This window comes from Pseudomonas sp. GM21 (assembly GCF_000282215.1).
Lineage (GTDB): Bacteria > Pseudomonadota > Gammaproteobacteria > Pseudomonadales > Pseudomonadaceae > Aquipseudomonas.
This window is the reverse complement of sequence record NZ_AKJS01000008.1, coordinates 17,945-38,291: the sequence shown is the minus strand read 5'-3', so window position 1 is coordinate 38,291 and position 20,347 is coordinate 17,945. Positions and strand designations below refer to the sequence as shown.

General features: G+C 59.0%; 19 protein-coding genes and 2 tRNA genes. 13 read left to right on the top strand and 8 right to left on the bottom strand.

Annotated features, from left to right (window positions below; all coding sequences use genetic code 11):
• Positions 1-9: 9 nt before the first annotated feature.
• From murI to hemA, 5 genes are read right to left on the bottom strand one after another with little or no spacing between them, the layout of a single operon-like run.
• On the bottom strand, positions 10-801 hold the full coding sequence (gene murI / locus PMI22_RS27370) for a glutamate racemase (protein ID WP_007942661.1): 792 nt from the start codon (positions 799-801) through the stop codon (positions 10-12).
• A complete protein-coding gene (locus PMI22_RS27375; RefSeq protein ID WP_007942660.1) occupies positions 794-1,549 on the bottom strand; it encodes a molybdopterin-synthase adenylyltransferase MoeB in 756 nt (251 codons plus the stop codon). The genes murI and PMI22_RS27375 overlap by 8 nt, the downstream gene beginning before the upstream one ends.
• Positions 1,543-2,373, bottom strand: a complete 831-nt coding sequence (gene prmC / locus PMI22_RS27380) for a peptide chain release factor N(5)-glutamine methyltransferase (RefSeq protein WP_007942659.1) — start codon at positions 2,371-2,373, stop codon at positions 1,543-1,545. Before prmC ends, PMI22_RS27375 begins: the two co-directional genes overlap by 7 nt.
• A complete protein-coding gene (gene prfA, locus PMI22_RS27385; protein WP_007942658.1) occupies positions 2,374-3,456 on the bottom strand; it encodes a peptide chain release factor 1 in 1,083 nt (360 codons plus the stop codon).
• A complete protein-coding gene (hemA, locus tag PMI22_RS27390; RefSeq protein WP_007942657.1) occupies positions 3,453-4,742 on the bottom strand; it encodes a glutamyl-tRNA reductase in 1,290 nt (429 codons plus the stop codon). The genes prfA and hemA overlap by 4 nt, the downstream gene beginning before the upstream one ends.
• Positions 4,743-4,924: 182 nt before the next feature.
• On the opposite strand from hemA, the gene PMI22_RS27395 reads away from it, so the two are divergent.
• From PMI22_RS27395 to ychF, 8 genes are all read left to right on the top strand, one after another.
• Entirely contained in the window at positions 4,925-6,649 is a 1,725-nt protein-coding gene (locus tag PMI22_RS27395) for a tetratricopeptide repeat protein (RefSeq protein ID WP_033048655.1), read from the top strand.
• A gap of 4 nt (positions 6,650-6,653) precedes the next feature.
• Positions 6,654-7,271: a lipoprotein insertase outer membrane protein LolB gene (gene lolB, locus PMI22_RS27400; RefSeq protein ID WP_007942655.1), complete on the top strand. Its 618-nt coding sequence runs from the start codon at positions 6,654-6,656 to the stop codon at positions 7,269-7,271.
• Between the two features lie 2 nt (positions 7,272-7,273).
• Complete coding sequence (ispE, locus tag PMI22_RS27405) at positions 7,274-8,125, top strand: 4-(cytidine 5'-diphospho)-2-C-methyl-D-erythritol kinase (RefSeq protein ID WP_007942654.1); 852 nt, start codon at positions 7,274-7,276, stop codon at positions 8,123-8,125.
• Positions 8,126-8,161: 36 nt separating this feature from the next.
• Positions 8,162-8,236: transfer RNA gene (locus PMI22_RS27410), tRNA-Gln, on the top strand.
• A gap of 46 nt (positions 8,237-8,282) precedes the next feature.
• Positions 8,283-9,224 (top strand): ribose-phosphate pyrophosphokinase, encoded by a 942-nt coding sequence (locus PMI22_RS27415; protein WP_003208392.1) that lies wholly within the window; start codon positions 8,283-8,285, stop codon positions 9,222-9,224.
• 141 nt (positions 9,225-9,365) lie between these two features.
• Positions 9,366-9,965 (top strand): 50S ribosomal protein L25/general stress protein Ctc, encoded by a 600-nt coding sequence (locus tag PMI22_RS27420; protein ID WP_007942651.1) that lies wholly within the window; start codon positions 9,366-9,368, stop codon positions 9,963-9,965.
• A 170-nt stretch (positions 9,966-10,135) separates the two neighbouring features.
• Positions 10,136-10,720, top strand: a complete 585-nt coding sequence (gene pth / locus PMI22_RS27425; protein ID WP_007905795.1) for an aminoacyl-tRNA hydrolase — start codon at positions 10,136-10,138, stop codon at positions 10,718-10,720.
• A gap of 22 nt (positions 10,721-10,742) precedes the next feature.
• A complete protein-coding gene (gene ychF / locus PMI22_RS27430) occupies positions 10,743-11,843 on the top strand; it encodes a redox-regulated ATPase YchF (RefSeq protein WP_007942650.1) in 1,101 nt (366 codons plus the stop codon).
• An 86-nt stretch (positions 11,844-11,929) separates the two neighbouring features.
• Here ychF and PMI22_RS27435 read toward each other — a convergent pair whose 3' ends face one another.
• Entirely contained in the window at positions 11,930-13,147 is a 1,218-nt protein-coding gene (locus tag PMI22_RS27435) for an MFS transporter (protein WP_007942649.1), read from the bottom strand.
• 195 nt (positions 13,148-13,342) lie between these two features.
• On the opposite strand from PMI22_RS27435, the gene PMI22_RS27440 reads away from it, so the two are divergent.
• Together PMI22_RS27440 and PMI22_RS27445 are read left to right on the top strand one after the other, a co-directional pair.
• The gene (locus tag PMI22_RS27440; RefSeq protein WP_443200806.1) at positions 13,343-15,535 is read left to right on the top strand and encodes a methyl-accepting chemotaxis protein; all 2,193 of its coding nucleotides are present in this window, start codon (positions 13,343-13,345) and stop codon (positions 15,533-15,535) included.
• A 116-nt stretch (positions 15,536-15,651) separates the two neighbouring features.
• Positions 15,652-15,728, top strand: a tRNA-Met gene (locus tag PMI22_RS27445).
• Between the two features lie 89 nt (positions 15,729-15,817).
• On the opposite strand, the gene PMI22_RS27450 is transcribed toward PMI22_RS27445, so the two are convergent.
• Complete coding sequence (locus PMI22_RS27450; RefSeq protein WP_007942647.1) at positions 15,818-16,927, bottom strand: DUF2817 domain-containing protein; 1,110 nt, start codon at positions 16,925-16,927, stop codon at positions 15,818-15,820.
• 164 nt (positions 16,928-17,091) lie between these two features.
• Here PMI22_RS27450 and ggt point away from each other — a divergent pair, with 164 nt between their 5' ends.
• From ggt to PMI22_RS27465, 3 genes are all read left to right on the top strand, one after another.
• Positions 17,092-18,924 (top strand): gamma-glutamyltransferase, encoded by a 1,833-nt coding sequence (gene ggt, locus PMI22_RS27455; RefSeq protein WP_007942646.1) that lies wholly within the window; start codon positions 17,092-17,094, stop codon positions 18,922-18,924.
• 255 nt (positions 18,925-19,179) lie between these two features.
• Positions 19,180-19,482, top strand: coding sequence for a type II toxin-antitoxin system HigB family toxin (locus PMI22_RS27460; RefSeq protein WP_007942645.1), 303 nt, complete (start codon positions 19,180-19,182; stop codon positions 19,480-19,482).
• Between the two features lie 2 nt (positions 19,483-19,484).
• A complete protein-coding gene (locus PMI22_RS27465; RefSeq protein WP_007942644.1) occupies positions 19,485-19,856 on the top strand; it encodes a helix-turn-helix domain-containing protein in 372 nt (123 codons plus the stop codon).
• A gap of 18 nt (positions 19,857-19,874) precedes the next feature.
• On the opposite strand, the gene PMI22_RS27470 is transcribed toward PMI22_RS27465, so the two are convergent.
• Positions 19,875-20,303 carry a TOBE domain-containing protein gene (locus PMI22_RS27470; protein ID WP_007942642.1) on the bottom strand — a complete coding sequence of 143 codons (429 nt, stop codon included), beginning with the start codon at positions 20,301-20,303 and terminating at the stop codon, positions 19,875-19,877.
• Positions 20,304-20,347: the final 44 nt, after the last annotated feature.

The window sequence follows — 20,347 nt, the reverse complement described above, 5'->3', positions numbered from 1 at the left end:
ACTCATTTCTTACCTCTCGAAGCTTCTCACAACACCGGACGTATTCCACAGTATCGGCAAGATATTTCTGAAATGAACCGGATCGGCACTGGTCCAGAATTGGGCGGCACGAACAGGCCCGTCGGCGAGCAGTTCACGCTCGGCCAATAGACGCTGAAGTTGCCTTGCAACAGCAGCCCCCGTGTCGATCAGACTGATGTCATCGGGGATCATCTGCTTAAGCAAAGGCTTCAGGAAGGGATAATGCGTACACCCAAGAATCAGGGTGTCGCATCCGGCACCGAGCAGCGGTTCGACATACCTGGCCAGCAACTGGCGCAGCGCGGGGCTGTGCAAATCGCCGTTTTCAATCAGCTCGACCAGGCCGGGACATGGCTGAGTGATGACGCGCACATCGGTGGCGAATCGGTCGAGCAAAGCTGCGAATTTGGCACTCTGTAGGGTACCCGTGGTGGCGAGTACACCCACCACTCCGCTACGGGTCGCGGCGGCGGCGGGTTTGACCGCGGGCTCCATGCCGACGATGGGCCACTGGGGATAATCACGCCGCAAGTCGGCAACGCCCGCGACGGTCGCGGTATTGCACGCCAGCACCAAGGCCTTCGCCCCCTGTTGCTGGAAAAACCCGGCCATGACGCTGCAGCGCTGGCGAATGAATTCCGGGGTTTTCTCGCCGTAGGGAACATTCCCGCAATCGGCGACGTACAGCAGTGATTCGTTGGGCAGCAAACGCTGGATCTCGGCCAGCACCGAGAGCCCACCGACGCCGGAGTCGAACACGCCAATCGGCGCTTCACGCATGTGTCGAACCGCAGACACTACAGCCCGGATCACGCTTGACCCGCAATTCGCGAAAGCGCGAACCCAGCGCATCAATCAACAACAAACGCCCCACCAGTGGCTCGCCGAAACCGACCAGCAGTTTCATCGCTTCCAGTGCTTGCAGACTCCCCACCAACCCCACCAACGGCCCGACGACACCGGCCTCGCTACACGTCAGTTCGGCTTCACTGCCATGCCCGTATAAACAGTGGTAACACGGGCTCTCCGGGCGGCGCGGGTCGAACACTGACAGTTGCCCTTCGAGGCGAATCGCCGCGCCACTGACCAGTGGTTTGCGGGCGGCGACACAGGCAGCATTGACTGCTTCGCGGGTGGAGAAGTTGTCGGAGCAGTCCAGCACCAGATCCACAGCGGCAACCGCCGCTGCCAGGGAGTCTTCGTCCAGCGCGGTACGATGGGCGATCAACTGGATCTCGGGATTGATGGCGGTCAAACGACGAATTGCCGAATCAACCTTGCTCAGGCCGACGCTATCGGTGTCGTGAACGATCTGGCGTTGCAGGTTGGTCAGGTCAACCGTGTCGAAGTCGGCGAGGTGAAGTTCACCCACCCCAGCCGCGGCCAGGTAAAGCGCAACCGGTGAGCCGAGACCACCGAGGCCGACGATCAACACGCGGCTTTCTTTCAAGCGCAACTGGCCGTCGATGTCGACGTGTTGCAACAGAATCTGCCGACTGTAGCGCAACAACTCCTGATCATTCAGCACGGCAGGCGCCCCAGGCTGATTCGTTCGTGACCACCCAGATCGATACGGCTATGGACGTCTTCAAAGCCATGGGTCAGCAGCAAATCGCGTACCGCATCGGCTTGATCGTAGCCGTGTTCGAGCATCAGCCAGCCACCGGCTTCGAGGTGATCCGGCGCCTGGGCGACGATCAAACGCAGATCGTCGAGCCCGTCCACACCGGCCACCAGCGCACTGGCCGGCTCGAAGCGCACGTCGCCTTCCACCAGATGCGGGTCGGAGGACGGGATGTAAGGCGGGTTGCTGATGATCAACTGAAAACGCTGACCTGCCAGGGCGCTGAACCAATGACTGCTCAGCACCGTGACGTTATTGAGGTGCAGGCGCTGACGATTTCGCTCGGCCAGGGCCACGGCTTCAAGCACGCGATCCACCGCCGTGACCTTCCAGGCCGGGCGCTCGCTGGCCAGGGCCAGGGCGATGGCGCCACTGCCGGTGCCCAGGTCGAGGACCTTGGCAGGTGTGACCGGCAACAACTCAAGCGCGGCTTCCACCAACAGTTCAGTGTCCGGGCGCGGGATCAGCGTATGCGGAGCCACTTCAAGGTCCAGCTTCCAAAACCCTTGCTGCCCCAGGATGTAAGCCACTGGCTCGCCGCCACGCCGACGCTGCAAGTAACTGGCAAAGGTCAGCGCCGCTTCACTGGGCACAATGCGCTCCGGCCAGGTGTGCAAAAAACTGCGGGGCTTGCCCAATGCGGCAGCCAGCAACAACTCGGCATCCAGACGCGCGGTGGGCGAATCGGGCAAATCGGCGGCACGCAACAAGCTGGCAATGATCGTCATTTATTCACCTATCGCCGCCAATTGATCGGCCTGGTACTCGGCCAGCAATGGCTCGATCACCGCATCGACCCCACCCGCGAGAATTTCGTCGAGCGAATACAGCGTCAGGTTGACCCGGTGGTCGGTAACCCGACCCTGGGCAAAGTTGTAGGTACGGATCCGCTCGGAGCGATCACCGGAACCGACCAGCAATTTACGCTCGCTGGCGATGGCATTCGCTGCGGCGCTGGTTTGCTGATCATTCAGTTTGGCCGACAGCCAGGACATCGCCCGGGCGCGGTTTTTGTGCTGGGAACGTTCTTCCTGGCACTCCACGACAATACCGGACGGCAAGTGCGTGATGCGGATCGCCGAGTCGGTCTTGTTGACGTGCTGACCACCGGCACCCGAGGAGCGATAGGTATCGACCCGCAAATCCGCCGGGTTGATCTCGATCGCTTCCTGCTCGTCCGGCTCGGGCAACACCGCCACGGTGCAGGCCGAGGTATGGATGCGGCCCTGGGATTCAGTGGCCGGAACCCGTTGCACACGGTGCGCACCGGATTCGAATTTCAGCTTGCCGTAAACGTTGTCACCCTCGACCCGGGCGATGACTTCTTTATAGCCACCGTGTTCGCCTTCGTTCTCCGAGAGAATTTCCACTCGCCAGCCCCGTCGCTCGGCATAACGCGAATACATGCGGAACAGGTCGCCGGAGAAGATTGCCGCCTCGTCACCGCCAGTGCCGGCACGGATTTCGAGGAACACGTTACGGCCGTCGTTCGGATCTTTTGGCAGCAGCATGCGTTGCAGGCTGGCTTCGAGTTCGATCAACTGCTCTTTGGCTTCGCGGACTTCTTCCACGGCCATTTCGCGCATGTCCGGGTCGCTGTCCTTGAGCAGTGCCTGGGCGCCTTCAAGGTCACTCTGCACTTTGAGCAGCTGTTGATAAGTGCCGACAATCGGCTCGACTTCCGCGTATTCCTTGGAATAGGTGCGGAATTTGGCCTGATCGGAAATGACTTCGCCATCGCCAAGCAAGGCGGTCAATTCCTCGAAACGGTCCTGGAGGATGTCCAGCTTATTGAGCAGTGACGCTTTCATTGCGGTTTTTTATCCGAAAAGCTATCCGATGAGCCCTCATTCAGGGCAAAGAGTTCCTGGGCCATGGCCAGCGCATCGAGGCGGCCTTCGGCTGAGAGCTTTTTCAATTGCACACTCGGTGCGTGCAACAGTTTGTTGGTCAAGCCACGCGCCAACTGCACCAGCACGTCCTCGGCGCTGCTACCGTTGGCCAGCAGGCGCTGAGCCTTCTGTAATTCTTCGTCGCGCAGGCGCTCGCTTTGTTGACGATAAGCCTTGAGCACATCCACCGCTGCCAGTTCGCGCAGGCGGACCATGAAATCTTCGGCGCCGACCGAGACCATTTCTTCTGCCGCCTGGGCGGCGCCCTGACGGCTCTTGAGGTTCTCGGCGACCACTTCGTGGAGATCGTCGACGCTATACAGGTAAACGTCGTCCAGCTCGCCGACTTCCGGCTCGATATCGCGCGGGACGGCGATGTCCACCATGAAGATCGGTTTGTGCTTGCGCAGCTTCAGGGCGCTTTCCACCGCACCCTTGCCAAGAATCGGCAACTGGCTGGCGGTGGAACTGATAACGATATCGCTGCGCACCAGTTCGGCCGGGATGTCCGAGAGCAGGACGGCGTGGGCGCCGAACTGCTCGGCCAGAATGCTCGCGCGTTCCAGGGTGCGGTTGGCGACGACAATGCGTTTTACGCCCAGCTCGTGCAGATGGCGAGCGACCAGGGTGATGGTTTCGCCGGCACCGATCAACAAGGCCTGACTGCGTTGCAGGTCACTGAAAATCTGTTTGGCCAGGCTGACCGCAGCAAACGCCACGGACACCGGGTTCTCGCCGATGGCGGTATCGGTACGCACCTGCTTGGCCGCGTTGAACGTGGCCTGAAACAACCGCCCGAGCAATGGACCGATGGTGCCGGCCTCGCGCGCGACGGCGTAGGCCGATTTCATCTGACCGAGAATCTGCGGCTCGCCCAACACCAGCGAATCGAGCCCGGAGGCGACCCGCATCATGTGACGAACTGCCGCATCATCTTCGTGCACATAACTGCTCGCACGCAGCTCTTCGAGGCTCAAATGGTGATAGTCGGCCAGCCAGCGCAGCACAATGTCAGCCGAAAGGTGATCCTGTTCTATATAGAGTTCACTGCGATTGCAGGTGGAGAGGATCGCAGCTTCGCGGCTGTCGGTGAGTCGGCAGAGCTGCTGCAAGGCCTCCACCAGCTGCTCAGGGGTAAAGGCCACGCGCTCGCGGACGTCTACTGACGCAGTCTTGTGGTTGATACCGAGTGCAAGGAAGGCCATTCAAGGTCGCTGATGGTGACGTGAAGCCGGCAATTGTCCTACTTCGCCACAGACAGAACAACTACCGCTGACTATTGTCCCAATGTCTCGCCTCTATAAAGGCAACGATTGAGACTCGGTTATGTTTGGCCGAAGGCTTGTGTCATGATGATCCGACCGCAGGTTAGTCGTCCTTTTCCCATATGAATAGATCTTCCGCGTTGCTCCTCGCTTTTGTCTTCTTAAGCGGCTGCCAGGCCATGGCTCCCGTGTCGTCGGAGGGTACTCCGCCGGTTGAAGACAGCAGCCCGGCCCCTGAAAAGCCCAAGGTTTACAGCTCATTCAGTGAAGAAACTGTCTTCAGCCTGTTGAGCGCCGAACTGGCTGGCCAGCGCAATCGTTACGACCTTGCTTTGGACAACTACGTCACCCAGGCCATCAACACACAGGATCCGGGCATCTCCGAGCGAGCGTTTCGCATTGCTGAATACTTGGGCGCCGATCAGGCCGCCCTGGACACCGCACTGATCTGGGCAAAAAACGCCCCGAACGACCTTGAGGCACAGCGTGCGGCCGCCGTGCAACTGGCCCGCGCCGGTCGTTACGACGACTCCATGGTCTATATGGAGAAAGTCCTGCTGGGCAAAGGCGACACGCACTTCGACTTTCTTGCCCTGGCCGCAGCCGACACTGACCAGGACACGCGCAACGGCCTGATGAAAAGTTTCGACAGCCTGTTGCAGCGTCACCCGAAAAACAGCCAGTTGATCTTCGGCAAAGCCCTGCTGATGCAACAGGATGGCGATGCCCAGGGCGCACTGACCCTGCTGGAAAACAATCCACCGGACGAAGGCGAAATCGCCCCGATTCTGCTGCGCGCGCGCCTGCTGCAAGTGCTCAACCGTGGTGACGAAGCCTTGCCGCTGCTGCAAAAAAGCATCAAGAAATACCCGGACGACAAGCGCCTGCGCCTGACTTACGCGCGCATGCTGGTTGAACAGGACCGCATGGACGACGCCAAAGCCGAGTTTGCAAGCCTGGTTCAGCAGTACCCGGAAGATGACGAACTGCGTTACTCCCTGGCATTGGTCTGTCTGGAAGACAAGGACTGGAGCCAGGCCAAGGGTTTGCTTGAAGACCTGATCGCCCGCGACGCCCACGTTGATTCGGCCCACCTGAATCTCGGCCGTATCGCAGAAGAACTCAACGACCCTCAAGGCGCGCTGGTCGAGTACGGCAAAGTCGGGCCGGGTAACGAATACCTGCCAGCACAATTGCGTCAGGCCGATATCCTGATGGACAACGGCAAGACCGCCGAAGCGCAACGCCGCCTGGCGGCCGAGCGCGATGAGCAGCCGGATTACGCCATTCAGTTGTATTTGATCGAAGCCGAAACCCTGTCCGCCAATAAACAGGGGGACAAGGCCTGGGCTGTCTTGCAGAAAGCCTTGCAACAGTACCCGGACGATCTGAACCTGCTGTACACCCGCGCCATGCAGGCGGAAAAACGCAATGACCTGGCGCAGATGGAAAAAGACCTGCGCCTGATCATCAAGCGCGACCCGGATAATGCGATGGCATTGAATGCACTCGGCTACACCCTGTCTGATCGCACCACACGCTACGCCGAAGCCAAGGCCCTGATCGAACAGGCGCACCAGATCAATCCGGAAGACCCGGCAGTGCTCGACAGCCTCGGCTGGGTGAACTATCGCATGGGCAATCTCGATGAAGCCGAGCGTTACCTGCGCCAGGCGCTGGATCGTTTCCCCGATCAGGAAGTCGCTGCCCACCTGGGGGAAGTCCTGTGGGCCAATGGCAAACAGCGGGAAGCCAAGCAAATCTGGGGCAAATTCCTCAAGGAACAACCCGACAGCCCTACCCTGCGCGGCACCATCAAGCGCCTGACCGGATCAGAGACTCTTTAAGATTATGTTTTTGCGCCACATTATCGTTTTCTGCTTTATCGCCCTGCTCACCGGTTGCGCAGGCTTCGGTGCCCGCGAGTCAGTCGAAGGTCACGGCAACACGGCCCAATGGCGCGAACACAAGCAGACACTGACCAGCCTCGACGGCTGGCAGATCAACGGCAAGATCGGCATCCGCGCACCCAAAGACTCCGGCAGCGGCACTTTGTTCTGGCTGCAGCGCCAGGATTACTACGACATCCGCCTGTCCGGCCCGTTGGGTCGCGGCGCCGCACGCCTGACCGGCCGACCTGGCAAGGTCTCGCTGGAAGTTGCCAATCAGGGCCGGTATGACGCACCGAACCCGGAAGTTCTGCTGGAAGAACAAATGGGCTGGAAATTACCGGTGTCGAATCTGGCCTGGTGGGTCCGCGGGCTCCCGGCGCCCGACAGCAAAAGCAAATTGACGCTGGATACCGACAGCCGCCTGGCAAACCTCGAACAGGATGGCTGGCAGGTCGAATACACCTCTTACACGCAACAAAACGGTTTCTGGCTGCCCGAAAAGATCAAGCTGCACGGTACCGACCTTGATGTCACGCTGGTGATCAAGGAATGGCAACCACGCAAGCTGGGGTCGTGAACATGACGACTCCGCGCTTGACGCTGCCCTCCCCGGCCAAACTCAATCTGATGCTGCACATCCTCGGTCGCCGTGAAGACGGCTATCACGAGTTGCAGACGATTTTTCAGTTCCTCGATTACGGCGATGAAATAACCTTCGCCGTTCGTGACGACGGCGTGATCCGGCTACATACCGAATTCAATGGCGTTCCCCACGACAGCAATTTGATCGTCAAGGCCGCGAAACAACTGCAGGAGCAATCCGGTTGTGCGCTCGGCATGGATATCTGGATCGAGAAAATCCTGCCCATGGGCGGTGGAATTGGCGGTGGCAGCTCCAATGCCGCGACGACATTGCTGGGCCTGAACCATCTCTGGCAATTGGGCTGGGACGAGGATCGACTGGCTGCGCTGGGCCTGGGACTGGGCGCTGACGTCCCGGTTTTCGTGCGCGGCCACGCCGCTTTTGCCGAAGGCGTAGGGGAGAAACTGACCCCTGTAGACCCCGAAGAACCGTGGTATGTCGTGCTGGTCCCGCAAGTATCTGTAAGTACAGCAGAAATTTTTTCAGATCCGCTGTTGACACGTAACTCTCCTCCCATTAAAGTGCGCCCCGTTCCCAAGGGAAACAGTCGTAATGACTGCTTGCCGGTGGTAACAAGGCGTTATCCAGAGGTACGTAACGCTTTGAATTTGCTAGGTAAATTTACCGAAGCAAAACTCACCGGAACTGGAAGTTGTGTGTTTGGGGGCTTCCCAAGCAAAGCTGAAGCTGATAAAGTCTCGGCCCTTCTTACAGAGACCCTTACAGGGTTTGTAGCAAAGGGAAGCAACATTTCGATGTTGCATCGCAAGCTGCAAGGTCTGCTCTAAAGGAATCGATTACTGGGTAATCGTTGCAACAGATACAGGGGCGTCGCCAAGCGGTAAGGCAGCAGGTTTTGATCCTGCCATGCGTTGGTTCGAATCCAGCCGCCCCTGCCATTTTCCTATACTCATCCAGGTTACCCTCAGCCTTCAGGTACTGCGCGTGTCCAAGATGATGGTCTTTACGGGGAACGCCAACCCCGATCTGGCTCGACGTGTCGTACGTCAGCTGCATATCCCTCTCGGTGACATCTCTGTCGGCAAGTTTTCCGACGGCGAAATTACAGCCGAGATCAATGAAAACGTCCGCGGTAAAGATGTCTTCATTATTCAGCCGACTTGCGCTCCGACCAACGATAACCTGATGGAACTGGTAGTGATGGCTGACGCCTTCCGCCGCTCCTCGGCTACTCGTATCACTGCTGTTATTCCTTACTTTGGTTATGCCCGTCAGGATCGCCGTCCGCGTTCCGCACGTGTGGCTATCAGCGCGAAAGTCGTTGCTGACATGCTTACCGTAGTCGGCATCGACCGTGTTCTCACGGTTGATCTGCATGCTGACCAAATCCAGGGTTTCTTCGATATTCCGGTAGATAACATCTACGGCTCCCCGGTATTGGTGGATGACATTGAAGATCAGCGCTTCGAAAACCTGATGATCGTGTCCCCGGACATTGGTGGCGTCGTGCGTGCACGGGCTGTTGCCAAATCCCTGGGCGTGGATCTCGGGATCATCGACAAACGCCGTGAGAAAGCCAATCACTCTGAAGTGATGCATATCATCGGTGATGTCGAAGGGCGTACCTGTATTCTGGTCGATGACATGGTCGATACCGCCGGCACTCTGTGCCACGCGGCAAAGGCCTTGAAAGAGCATGGCGCTGCCAAGGTTTTCGCCTACTGCACACACCCTGTGCTGTCCGGTCGGGCGATCGAAAACATCGAAAATTCCATGCTGGACGAACTGGTGGTGACTAACACCATCCCGTTGTCCGCTGCTGCTCAAGCCTGCTCGCGTATCCGTCAACTGGATATCGCGCCGGTAGTTGCCGAGGCGGTCCGCCGCATCAGCAATGAAGAATCGATCAGCGCGATGTTCCGTTAAGGGCCCTGCCCTTCTCACTCATCACGTTGACGAAAAGCGCCCCGCCCCGGCATTCCTGTCGGGGCGGGGCTTTTTTGCCCATATCGCCTTTAGCGCTGGTCGCAAACGCTGGGGCGAATGTGGTTATTTTGGAGATACAACATGAACGATTTTACCCTGAATGCTGAAGTGCGTTCCGACCTGGGGAAAGGTGCGAGCCGCCGCCTGCGTCGTCTCGCAAGCCTGGTACCAGCTGTAGTTTACGGTGGCGAAAAAGCCCCTGAATCCATCAGCATGCTGGCTAAAGAAGTTGCCAAACTGCTCGAAAACGAAGCGGCTTACAGCCACATCATCGAGCTGAACGTTGGTGGCACCAAGCAAAACGTAATCATCAAGGCTCTGCAACGTCACCCGGCCAAAGGCCACGTGCTGCACGCTGACTTCGTACGCGTAGTTGCCGGCCAGAAGCTGACCGCTATCGTTCCTGTGCACTTCATCAACGAAGCTGCTCCAGTGAAGAAAGGCGGCGAGATCTCGCACGTTGTTGCTGAAATCGAAGTGACTTGCCTGCCAAAAGACCTGCCTGAATTCATCGAAGTTGACTTGGCTAACGCCGAAGTCGGCTCGATCATTCACCTGTCCGACATCACCGCCCCTAAAGGCGTTGAATTTGTTGCTCTGGCTCATGGTAACGACCTGGCTGTTGCCAACGTTCACGCTCCACGTGTTGCTCCAGAAGCTGCAGAAGGCGCTGCAGAGTAATTTTTACTCTGTACGCCGGAGTGACCGGAAACATCGCGGACTGGAACGTAGCGAGAAAGCGGGCGGGAACGCGGAGTTTACATAATGGTAAATGAGCAATTTTCGTCCACTTTCGCCGCACACACTGATTGCGGCGATGTTATCCACCACTCCAAGGAAGGGCCCCTATCGTGACTGCCATCAAACTGATCGTTGGCCTGGGAAATCCAGGCGCTGAATACGAACAGACCCGGCATAACGCAGGGGCCCTTTTTGTTGAGCGCATCGCGCACGCACAAGGGGTCAACCTTGTCGCCGATCGCAAATATTTTGGCCTGACCGGACGCTATTCGCATCAGGGTCAGGATGTTCGTCTGCTGATTCCCACCACGTACATGAACCGTAGCGGCCAGGCCGTAGCGGCTCTGGCGGGTTTCTTTCGCATCAAGCCTGAAGAAATCCTCGTGGCGCACGACGAACTCGACCTGCCTCCGGGCGTTGCCAAGCTCAAGCAGGGCGGCGGCCATGGCGGTCACAACGGGTTGCGCGACATCATTGCGCAACTGGGCAATCAAAATACCTTTCACCGCTTGCGGCTTGGCATTGGCCACCCGGGCGTTGCCAGTATGGTTTCAAATTTCGTCCTGGGTCGTGCGCCACGCGCCGAACAGGAAAAACTCGATGCCAGCATCGACTTTGCCCTCGGCGTGCTGCCGGATATCCTCGCCGGTGAATGGAACCGCGCGATGAAAAACCTGCACAGCCAGAAGGCCTGACTCTACTCCGAGGGGAAACACCATGGGATTCAATTGCGGCATCGTCGGCCTGCCTAACGTCGGCAAGTCCACCCTGTTCAACGCCCTGACCAAATCCGGGATCGCGGCCGAGAACTTCCCCTTCTGCACCATCGAGCCGAACACCGGTATCGTGCCGATGCCGGATCCACGCCTGGATGCCCTGGCGGCCATCGTCAATCCAAAGCGCATCCTGCCGACCACCATGGAATTCGTCGACATCGCGGGCCTCGTTGCCGGCGCTTCGAAAGGTGAAGGCCTGGGCAACAAGTTCCTCGCCAACATCCGTGAGACCGATGCCATCGCCCACGTGGTCCGCTGCTTCGAAGACGAGAACGTGATTCACGTCTCCAACAGCGTCGACCCGAAACGCGACATCGAGATCATCGACCTGGAACTGATCTTTGCCGACCTCGACAGCTGCGAGAAGCAACTGCAGAAAGTCGCCCGTAACGCCAAGGGTGGCGACAAGGACGCCGTGGTCCAGAAAGGCCTGCTGGAGCAACTGATCGCTCACTTCACCCTCGGCAAGCCTGCGCGCACGCTGATGAAGAACATGGGCGCCGACGACAAGGCCGTGATTCGTGGCTTCCACCTGCTGACCACCAAGCCGGTCATGTACATCGCCAACGTCGCTGAAGACGGTTTCGAGAACAACCCGCTGCTGGACATCGTCAAGGCCATCGCCGAAGAAGAAGGCGCCATGGTGGTTCCGGTCTGCAACAAGATCGAAGCCGAAATCGCCGAACTGGAAGACGGCGAAGAGAAAGACATGTTCCTCGAAGCCCTGGGCCTCGAAGAGCCTGGCCTGAACCGCGTGATCCGCGCTGGCTACGAGATGCTGCACCTGCAGACCTACTTCACCGCCGGTGTCGAAGAAGTCCGCGCCTGGACCGTCCGCGTCGGTGCCACCGCACCTCAAGCCGCTGGCGTGATCCACACCGACTTCGAAAAAGGCTTCATCCGCGCCGAAGTGATCGCGTATGACGACTTCATCCAGTACAAGGGCGAAGCCGGCACCAAAGAAGCTGGCAAATGGCGTCTGGAAGGCAAGGATTACATCGTTAAAGACGGCGATGTGATGCACTTCCGTTTCAACGTGTAATACACAGCCAAAGAAAAAGCCGCGTTTGATACGCGGCTTTTTTGTGCCTGGAATAATTCGACTTACAACATAGAACCAATGTGGGATCAGGGCTTTTTGGTCCGAGGCAGGAAGATCGCCAACACACCCAACAACGGCAAGAACGAACACAGGAAATACACGTATTCGATGCCGTGCACGTCCGCCAGATGCCCCAGTAACGCCGCTCCAATCCCGCCGAAACCGAACATCAAGCCAAAGAACACCCCGGCAATCATCCCGACATTGCCCGGCACCAATTCCTGGGCATACACCACGATGGCCGAGAACGCTGAGGCGAGGATGAAGCCGATGATCACGCTCAGGACGCTGGTCCAGAACAGGTCGACGTGTGGCAGGAGCAGCGTGAAGGGTGCAACGCCGAGGATCGAGAACCAGATCACCGCCTTACGTCCGATCTTGTCGCCGATCGGCCCACCAAAGAACGTCCCCGCCGCTACCGCCCCCAGAAACAGGAACAGATGCAGCTGCGAACTGGCCACCGACAAGTCGAACTTCTCGATCAGGTAGAACGTGAAGTAGCTGGTGAGGCTGGACATGTAGAAGTACTTGGAGAACACCAACAAACCGAGCACTACGAGCGCACTGATCACCCTCCCCTTCGACAAACCATGCGTCGCCGCCTGGCCTTGCTTGAGCTTGAACAGATTCAAGTGGTTGGCGTACCAGCGGCTGATCCGGTACAGCACAAACAACGCGAACACAGCGAATAGCCCGAACCAGGCCACATGCCCCTGACCGTAGGGAATGATGATCGCTGCCGCCAGCAATGGACCGAACGCCGACCCGGCATTGCCGCCTACCTGAAAGGTCGATTGCGCCAGACCAAAGCGCCCGCCCGAGGCCAGTCGCGCCACGCGAGAGGCTTCCGGGTGAAAGGTCGACGAACCGATCCCGATCAACCCCGCCGCCAACAGAATCAATGGAAAGGTGCCGACCATCGACATCATCACAATGCCGATCAGTGTGCACACCGTCCCGGCGGGAAGCAGCCAGGGTTTGGGATGCCTGTCGGTGTAATAACCGACCCACGGCTGCAATAGCGAAGCCGTCAGCTGGAAGGTCAGTGTGATCAATCCGACCTGGGTAAAGGTCAGGCCATAGTTGGCCTTGAGCATTGGATAAATCGACGGCAGCACCGACTGGATCAGGTCGTTGATAAGGTGCGCCAGCGCTACCGCGCCGATGATGCGCATGACCAAAGGGCTGCTTTGTGAAGTCGCGGGTGCCGACGTCGCGCCGGTCTGAACGTTGCTGATAGCCATGAGTATTTCCGTACAGCGGATGGGTGCACGCGGGCAGGTGCGTCAATGTGCCATTTTTAGCTGCGACAGCGCCATCCCCTTAGCCAGCTAACGAACTAAATATTCAACGCCCCAGGGGTGGTAGCGCAACGCCATGGTCTAAATCTTGCGTTGTTTTACCCCTTCAACGCGGGCCCCTTACAAAGGGGGCCGAGAATGGGAAGTTTCGCTACAGAGTCGGCCTACAGAGCTGGCGAGGGTGAACTTTCGAGGCCTTTTACAAGGGCGCAGGTCGCGGTCGCAATGACCTCGACGCACGCCGATGGTGCGTGGTGTCCACAGGAGTCATGGGGCATGTCGTTTTTATCACCGGGGATCGGGTTGCTGGGGCGTTTTGGCTTCGCACGCAAATTTCAGCTGTTGTTTCTCCTGTTCATCCTGCCGCTGGCCGGCAGCCTGCTGATGATCGGTCAGGATTACCGCGCCAAACTCAGCCTGATCTCCGGCGAACGAGCCGGTGTGCGTCAGCTGCTCGCGCTGGATGCGCTCGACAACCTGCTCGCGGCCCAGCGTGATCGCGCGGCTCGCTGGCGTGCCACGGAAACCAATCGCCAACCGACGCCCGCCACCCTCGCCGCGATGGCTGCGTTTGAAGCGGTTCAACCTGCTGTTGCTCAGGCCACCTCAGACCTCGGCAACGCGCTGGAAGCGGAAGACGCCAAGGACGAAACGCTGACCCGTTATCAAGCCCTGCAAACCGCCCTCAATGGCTTGGACTCGAAAAGCCTGAGCAGCGTCGGTTGGTGGCCGGACGGTTACGATCGTTTCACCAACGCCTTGAGCTCACTGCAAGCCCTGCGCGAACAGATCGCCATGGACAATCGCCTGACACTGGCGCCGTGGCTGGAAACCTATCTGCTGACGCAGATCTCCATCCAGCACGCGCCGGACCTGATCGAACGGGTCGGGCGCCTGGCCAGCGTCGGTCAGGCGTCGGTTGTCTCTGGGCAGTTCACCCTGCAAAGCCGTCTGCAACTGCGGGACCTGCGCAGCCGTATCGGCGATGCCCGCGAGCAGCTGGTGAAAACTGCCACGCTTCTGGAAGCCCGCCTGCCCAGCGAATTGCAACACTGGGCCGGGCAGTACCAAGGCAGCCTCAAACAGCTCGACGTGAGTCTGAAGGTGCTGGATGACGGTGTATTCGGCGGCAGCATCAATCTCAAGCCAGAAGAGTTTGAACGCAACCTCGACACCCTGCTCACCGACCTTGCTTCCCTGCGCCAGCAATCGTTGATGTCATTGGATCAGCGCCTGGATTACTACCACGGCTCGGCGATTCGCCAGTTCATTGTGGTGGCGACGATCTTTGGCTGCCTGCTACTGGCTGCGCTGTACCTGTTTATCTGCCTGCAAGCCTCGATCCGTCGCAGCGCCAGCGGAATTACGCTGCTGGCCGAAGCCTTGCGTGACGGCAATCTGAGCCTGCAAGCCCCCGTGCAGGGCCGCGATGAACTGGCGGCTATCAGCACGGCCCTGAACGTCGCCGTGGTGCAATTGCGCAACAGTCTGCAGGGGGTCGATCACGAAACCTTGCAGGTGAGCAACGCGGTGCGCACGCTCAACCATCACTCCAGTGGCGCACTCGGCGAAGTCGAAGCGCAACAGTTGCAAATCAGCCAGATCGCCACAGCGGCCACGCAACTGGCGGCCACCTCTCAAGGGGTCGCCCAGAGCTGCGAACAGGCGTCAGGCAGCGCTCAGCACACCCAGCGCATTGCCGCCGACAGCAGCCGAGACAGCCAGCGCACCACCGCCAGCATTCAGCAGCTCAATCAGCGCTTGAACGACACCGCCGCGGCACTGGGTCGGGTCAGTGAGCAAGGGCAACAGATTCAACTGGTGGTCGATACCATTCGCGGGGTCGCCGAGCAAACCAACCTGTTGGCGCTCAATGCCGCGATCGAGGCGGCTCGTGCAGGAGAACAAGGCCGCGGCTTCGCCGTGGTGGCCGATGAAGTGCGCAGCCTTTCGCAACGCACCCAGTCTTCCACCGCGCAAATTGCCGGCACGGTCGACAGCTTGCGCAGCACCGTGAATGAGGCGGTCAGCCTGATGGAAGCGGCCTGTAACCAGGCACAAAATGATGCCCAATCCGTCACCGGCCTGGGCGAACGCCTCGGGGAAATCGCCCTCGCGGTGCAAGGCGTGACCGACACCCTGGCGCACATCGCGACCGCGGTGGAAGAACAGGCCAGTACCGCCGATGAAGTCAGCGGCAACATTCAGCAAGTCGATCAGGCGGCAGTAAGGTTGCTGGAAGGCGCGCGGGCGGTGAACCTGGCGGCGGACACCTTGAGCCAAGGCAGCAAGGCCCTGAGCGCGAATACCGGGAGATTTCAGCTCAGTTGACGTCCTCCTCCGGCCCGTTTTTTCGGGTCAGGAGGATAAGCAGTTGAAAGCGTAGAGAAATATTTTAGATTTACGCTTGACACATCGTCGTTCCAAGCCAATAATGCGCGCCACTTGGCTACATAGCTCAGTTGGTTAGAGCATAGCATTCATAATGCTGGGGTCCGGGGTTCAAGTCCCTGTGTAGCCACCAAGTACTAAAAACGGCTTACCGAAAGGTAGGCCGTTTTTTTATGCCTCGAAAAAAGTACCCTGAACCCCATGGGTTCAGGGTGATCCGCTTCAGAGGCGAATCGTCGGCAACGCGGACAACGCACGCTCCCAAATTTGCCAGGTGCGCAGCCAGACCATCGCCTGCCAATCGCTGTCGGCCGGATAGAACTGCTCCAGCAGATTCAACTTGATCCCGCGCCCTACCGCATCATTCGGGTTGCCATGCAGATGCAGCCAGTGGTCATCGCGCAAATGACGATGCACGTCCGCCCCCGGATACGTTCCGCACTCAATCACAAAAGGCATCAACCGTACCTGCGGCAACGCGTCGATTAACGCTTGGGAGGTGTAGCCGGTAGCCGTCGCCGCCACACCGGTTTCGCTCAAGGTGTCGGCACCGGTCAGCAGCGTGTAGAGCCATGGGCCGTAAATGGCCTGCGCCTCCGGAAGCGCGGGATAAGCCGCCTCGGTGATTGTCAGCAACATCGGATGACCGTACTCGCCGGCGCCCGTGTGCAAGTCGAAACACATGACCACGTCGGCGTGGGCAATGTGCTTTTGCAGGATCGCGTGCAGCGTGCGGTTCGACCAGCTTGGCGCCAGCCCGCCGTAAAACAGACCGTCGGGGTGGCTGTGCTGGCCGCCCTCGACAATCGACATCACCGCCGGCCAGCCATGGGTGCGAATTTGCGCGTCGAGCAAGGCATCGGCGCGCTCACGCTCGGGACCTTGCAGCTCGGTGCAGGCGTAGATGTCATGCAGCGTTGCGTATGCCTGATTGTCCGGCAGCGGGCGCTCGAAGTTCAGGTGATTGCGGTTCAGGTCGATGTTGTCTTCGTTCACCCGCCGCAGCCAGGCGGTGCCCCAGGGATTGATCAAGTGAACGAACACCACGGCGACATCGGCCGGCAGTGTGCGCTTGCCCAAGTCCTGCATCCATTTGATCTGGCAACCCGAACCATAAAAGCCTTCGACGCCATGGGTGCCGCTCAGCGCGATGAGTAAGCGCTTGGCGCCTGGATCACCCAGCACCGCCACGTCAGTGCTCAACGACTCCCCGAAAGGCCCTTTGAGTGGATGCGGGTACTCGGTCAACGTTGCACCGGCTTCGTTGGCTGCCGCGAGGAACTGTTCTCGCTGAGTACGGTAACTCGGCTGGGTGGGGAACTCGGTGTGCATGTCTGCCTCTTGTTGATCTTCTGGCCCGTCGGTTGCACTCGACCCTACAGAAAATCCGTCGACTCATGAAGGATAAAAGCAGCTTTACTGTAGGCCTTGGTTTGCGCCATCCCGAGGCGACCGATACAGTCCCGGTAACTTTCCCACGGACGGAGTGCCCTAACGTGATCCCAGCCTTCCACTTGAGCCGCTATCGCCGCTCGGCCGTGTCGCTGATCGCTACTGCGTTAATACTCACCGCCTGTAACGCGCCACCGACGTCGACGTTGCCGGTCGCGCCAGAAAGCGCCTCGGGCTATCGCACCGACCTGCAAACCCGGTACGCGTCCAGACATATGGCGGCAGCGGCCAATCCTCTGGCGGCCCAGGCCGGTCGGGAGATGCTGCGTCAGGGGGGCTCGGCAATTGATGCCACCATTGCGATGCAAGCGGTGCTGACGCTGGTCGAACCACAATCCTCCGGCATTGGCGGCGGCGCATTGATCGTGCTCTGGGATGGCCAGGCTGTACGCACCTTCGACGGTCGCGAAACCGCCCCCGCCGGCGCCACCGAGAAACTTTTCCTACAGGCCGACGGCACACCGATGGCCTTCACCCAGGCGCAGATTGGCGGTCGCTCGGTGGGGACGCCTGGTGTGTTGCGAGCGCTTGAGTTGGCCCATCGCAAACACGGTCGTCTTCCGTGGGTGACGCTGTTCGAACCGGCCATCCAACTCGCGGAAAAAGGTTTCCCCATCTCGCCGCGCCTACATCTGTTGATCGCCTCGGACTCGTCCATGCGCAGCTCGCCGGACATGGCGGCCTACTTTCTGAACACTGATGGCAGCCCGAAAGCCGCCGGCACACTGTTAAAGAATCCTGAACTGGCTGCGGTGCTGAAACGCATCGCCAACGAAGGCCCTGACGCGCTGTACAAAGGCGCCATCGCGCAGGAGATCGTCACCAAGGTTCAGGGCCACGCCAACCCCGGCAGCCTGTCACTGAGCGATCTCCAAGGCTACCAGGCCAAGGAACGCGCGCCGCTGTGCACCGACTACAAACGCTGGCAGGTGTGTGGCATGCCGCCGCCGTCGTCGGGCGGGATCGCCGTGGCGCAGATCCTCGGCACCCTGCAGGCCCTGGAAACCCGTGATCCGCGTTTCGCCCTGGCACCGCTTATACCGATCAAGACCGACAAACCCGCAGGCACGGAGCCCGCTCCGGAAGCGGTGCACCTGATCGCAGAAGCCGAGCGCCTGGCTTATGCTGACCGCGCGCTGTACGTGGCCGACGCCGACTTCGTGCCCGTGCCTGTCAAAGGGCTGGTCGACCCGGCTTATCTGGCCAGCCGCGCCGCCCTGATCGGTGATCGCAGCATGGGCGTGGCCAAACCCGGCACCCCGCCAGGCATTCAGGTGGCCTACGCGCCGGACCGTTCGCCGCTGCGTATCTCCACCTCACAGGTTGTGGCCGTGGATGACCAAGGCGGCGCCGTGTCGATGACCACCACCATTGAATCCGGATTCGGCTCGCATGTGATGGTCCAAGGGTTCCTGCTCAATAACGAGCTGACCGACTTTTCATTTATCCCCGAAGAAAACGGGCAAAAAGTCGCCAACCGCGTCGAGCCCGGCAAACGCCCACGCTCCTCAATGGCGCCGACACTGATCTTCGACCGTCAGAGCGGTGAATTCCTCGCCACCCTTGGCTCCCCCGGCGGCTCGCAAATCATCGAGTACGTGGCCAAATCCACCATTGGCCTGCTCGACTGGAACCTCGACCCACAAGCCGCCATCAACCTCCCCAACTTCGGCAGCCGCAACGGCCCGACGGAGCTGGAACGGGGTGAGTTCAGCGCCGAGTTGATTCAGGCACTGAAGGACAAAGGGCATAACGTGAGTGAGATCGACATGACCAGTGGCACCCAGGCGATTGTTCGGGCCAGGGATGTGCATGGAAACGCATCGCTGGCCGGTGGGGCCGATCCTCGGCGCGAGGGGGAAGCATTGGGGGATTGATTCGTACATGGGAATGAAAAAGGGCTTACCGGGAGGTAGGCCCTTTTTTACAGGTATCACATTCTGATCAGCTGTCGCGTGATGCCATTTCCTACACGCAAAAAACTGTTTCTTGGGTAGAGTTCCGCGTCAGCCTTTGTCCCATCGAATTAGCTGTCCGCAGAACCTGACTATGAGAGTCAAATTCGCTCCCCCACCCTTCGAATTTCCCTCCACAGACTTGCATCAGTCCCAGCACGGGACTAGGCTCGTGCCATGAGAATCATCGCTATTAGTCAGTTGAAAAAGTTTTGGGAGAAATACCCAGACTCGGAACAATCCTTTCTGGCCTGGGTTGACGAGGCAAGAAATGCAAACTGGAAAACGCCTTTGGATATAAAGGCTCACTTTGCTACCGCCAGTATTCTCAAAAGCCGCAGAGTCGTATTCAACATCAAGGGTGACGACTTCAGGTTAGTAGTCGCTGTGGCCTATCGCTTCGGCGCCATATACATAAAATTTGTCTGCACTCACAAGCAGTACGACGCAATCGACGCCGACACCGTCGAGATGGAGTAACCATGAATATTCACCCGATTCACACCGACGAGGACTACCGTGCGGCTCTGCAAAACGTGTCAGCACTGTTTGACAACGAACCAGAGCCAGGCACCCCTGAGGGTGATTACTTCGACATCATGATCACGCTGATCGAAGCTTATGAATCAAAAAAATTTCCGATCGATCTGCCTAATCCGATCGACGCCATCAAATTTCGTATGGAGCAATCTGGCCTTTCCGCTTCGGACCTTGCGCCTGCCATTGGCCGGACAAACCGGGTTTATGAAGTGCTCAATGGCAAACGCGCCCTGACGCTTCCAATGATCTGGAAACTGCATGAGTTGTTCGGGATCCCGGCTGAGAGCCTGATCAAGCCAGTAAAACAATCTTGATCAGGCGTCATTCCTAAATCAGGCCGGCACACCCAAAATAATGTGCGACGCCTTAATCACCGCCGTGGCACTCACACCCGGCGCCAGTCCCAGCTCCGCAACCGCTTCGCGGGTAACAATCGAATAAACTTCACTGCCGCCATCAAGCTTGATAACCACTTCGGCGTTCACCGCACCGTCGGTGACGCTGGTGACTTTACCTTCCAGGCAATTACGCGCCGAGAGGCGAATGTCGCTGGAGTCGGTCATCAGCATGACCCACGGCGCCTTTACCAGAGCGACCGCTTCCTTGCCGACCGCCAGACCCAAGCTTTTCACGCTTTCCATGGTTACGACGGCGACCAGTTCGTTGCCGCCGGAGAGTTTCAGCGAGACTTCGGCGTTGACCGCGCCCGGCTGCAGGTGGCTGATGGTGCCTTTGAATACGTTACGCGCGCTGACTTTCATAATATTGTCTCATTCAGCGATGAATTTTGTATACAACTTTACCC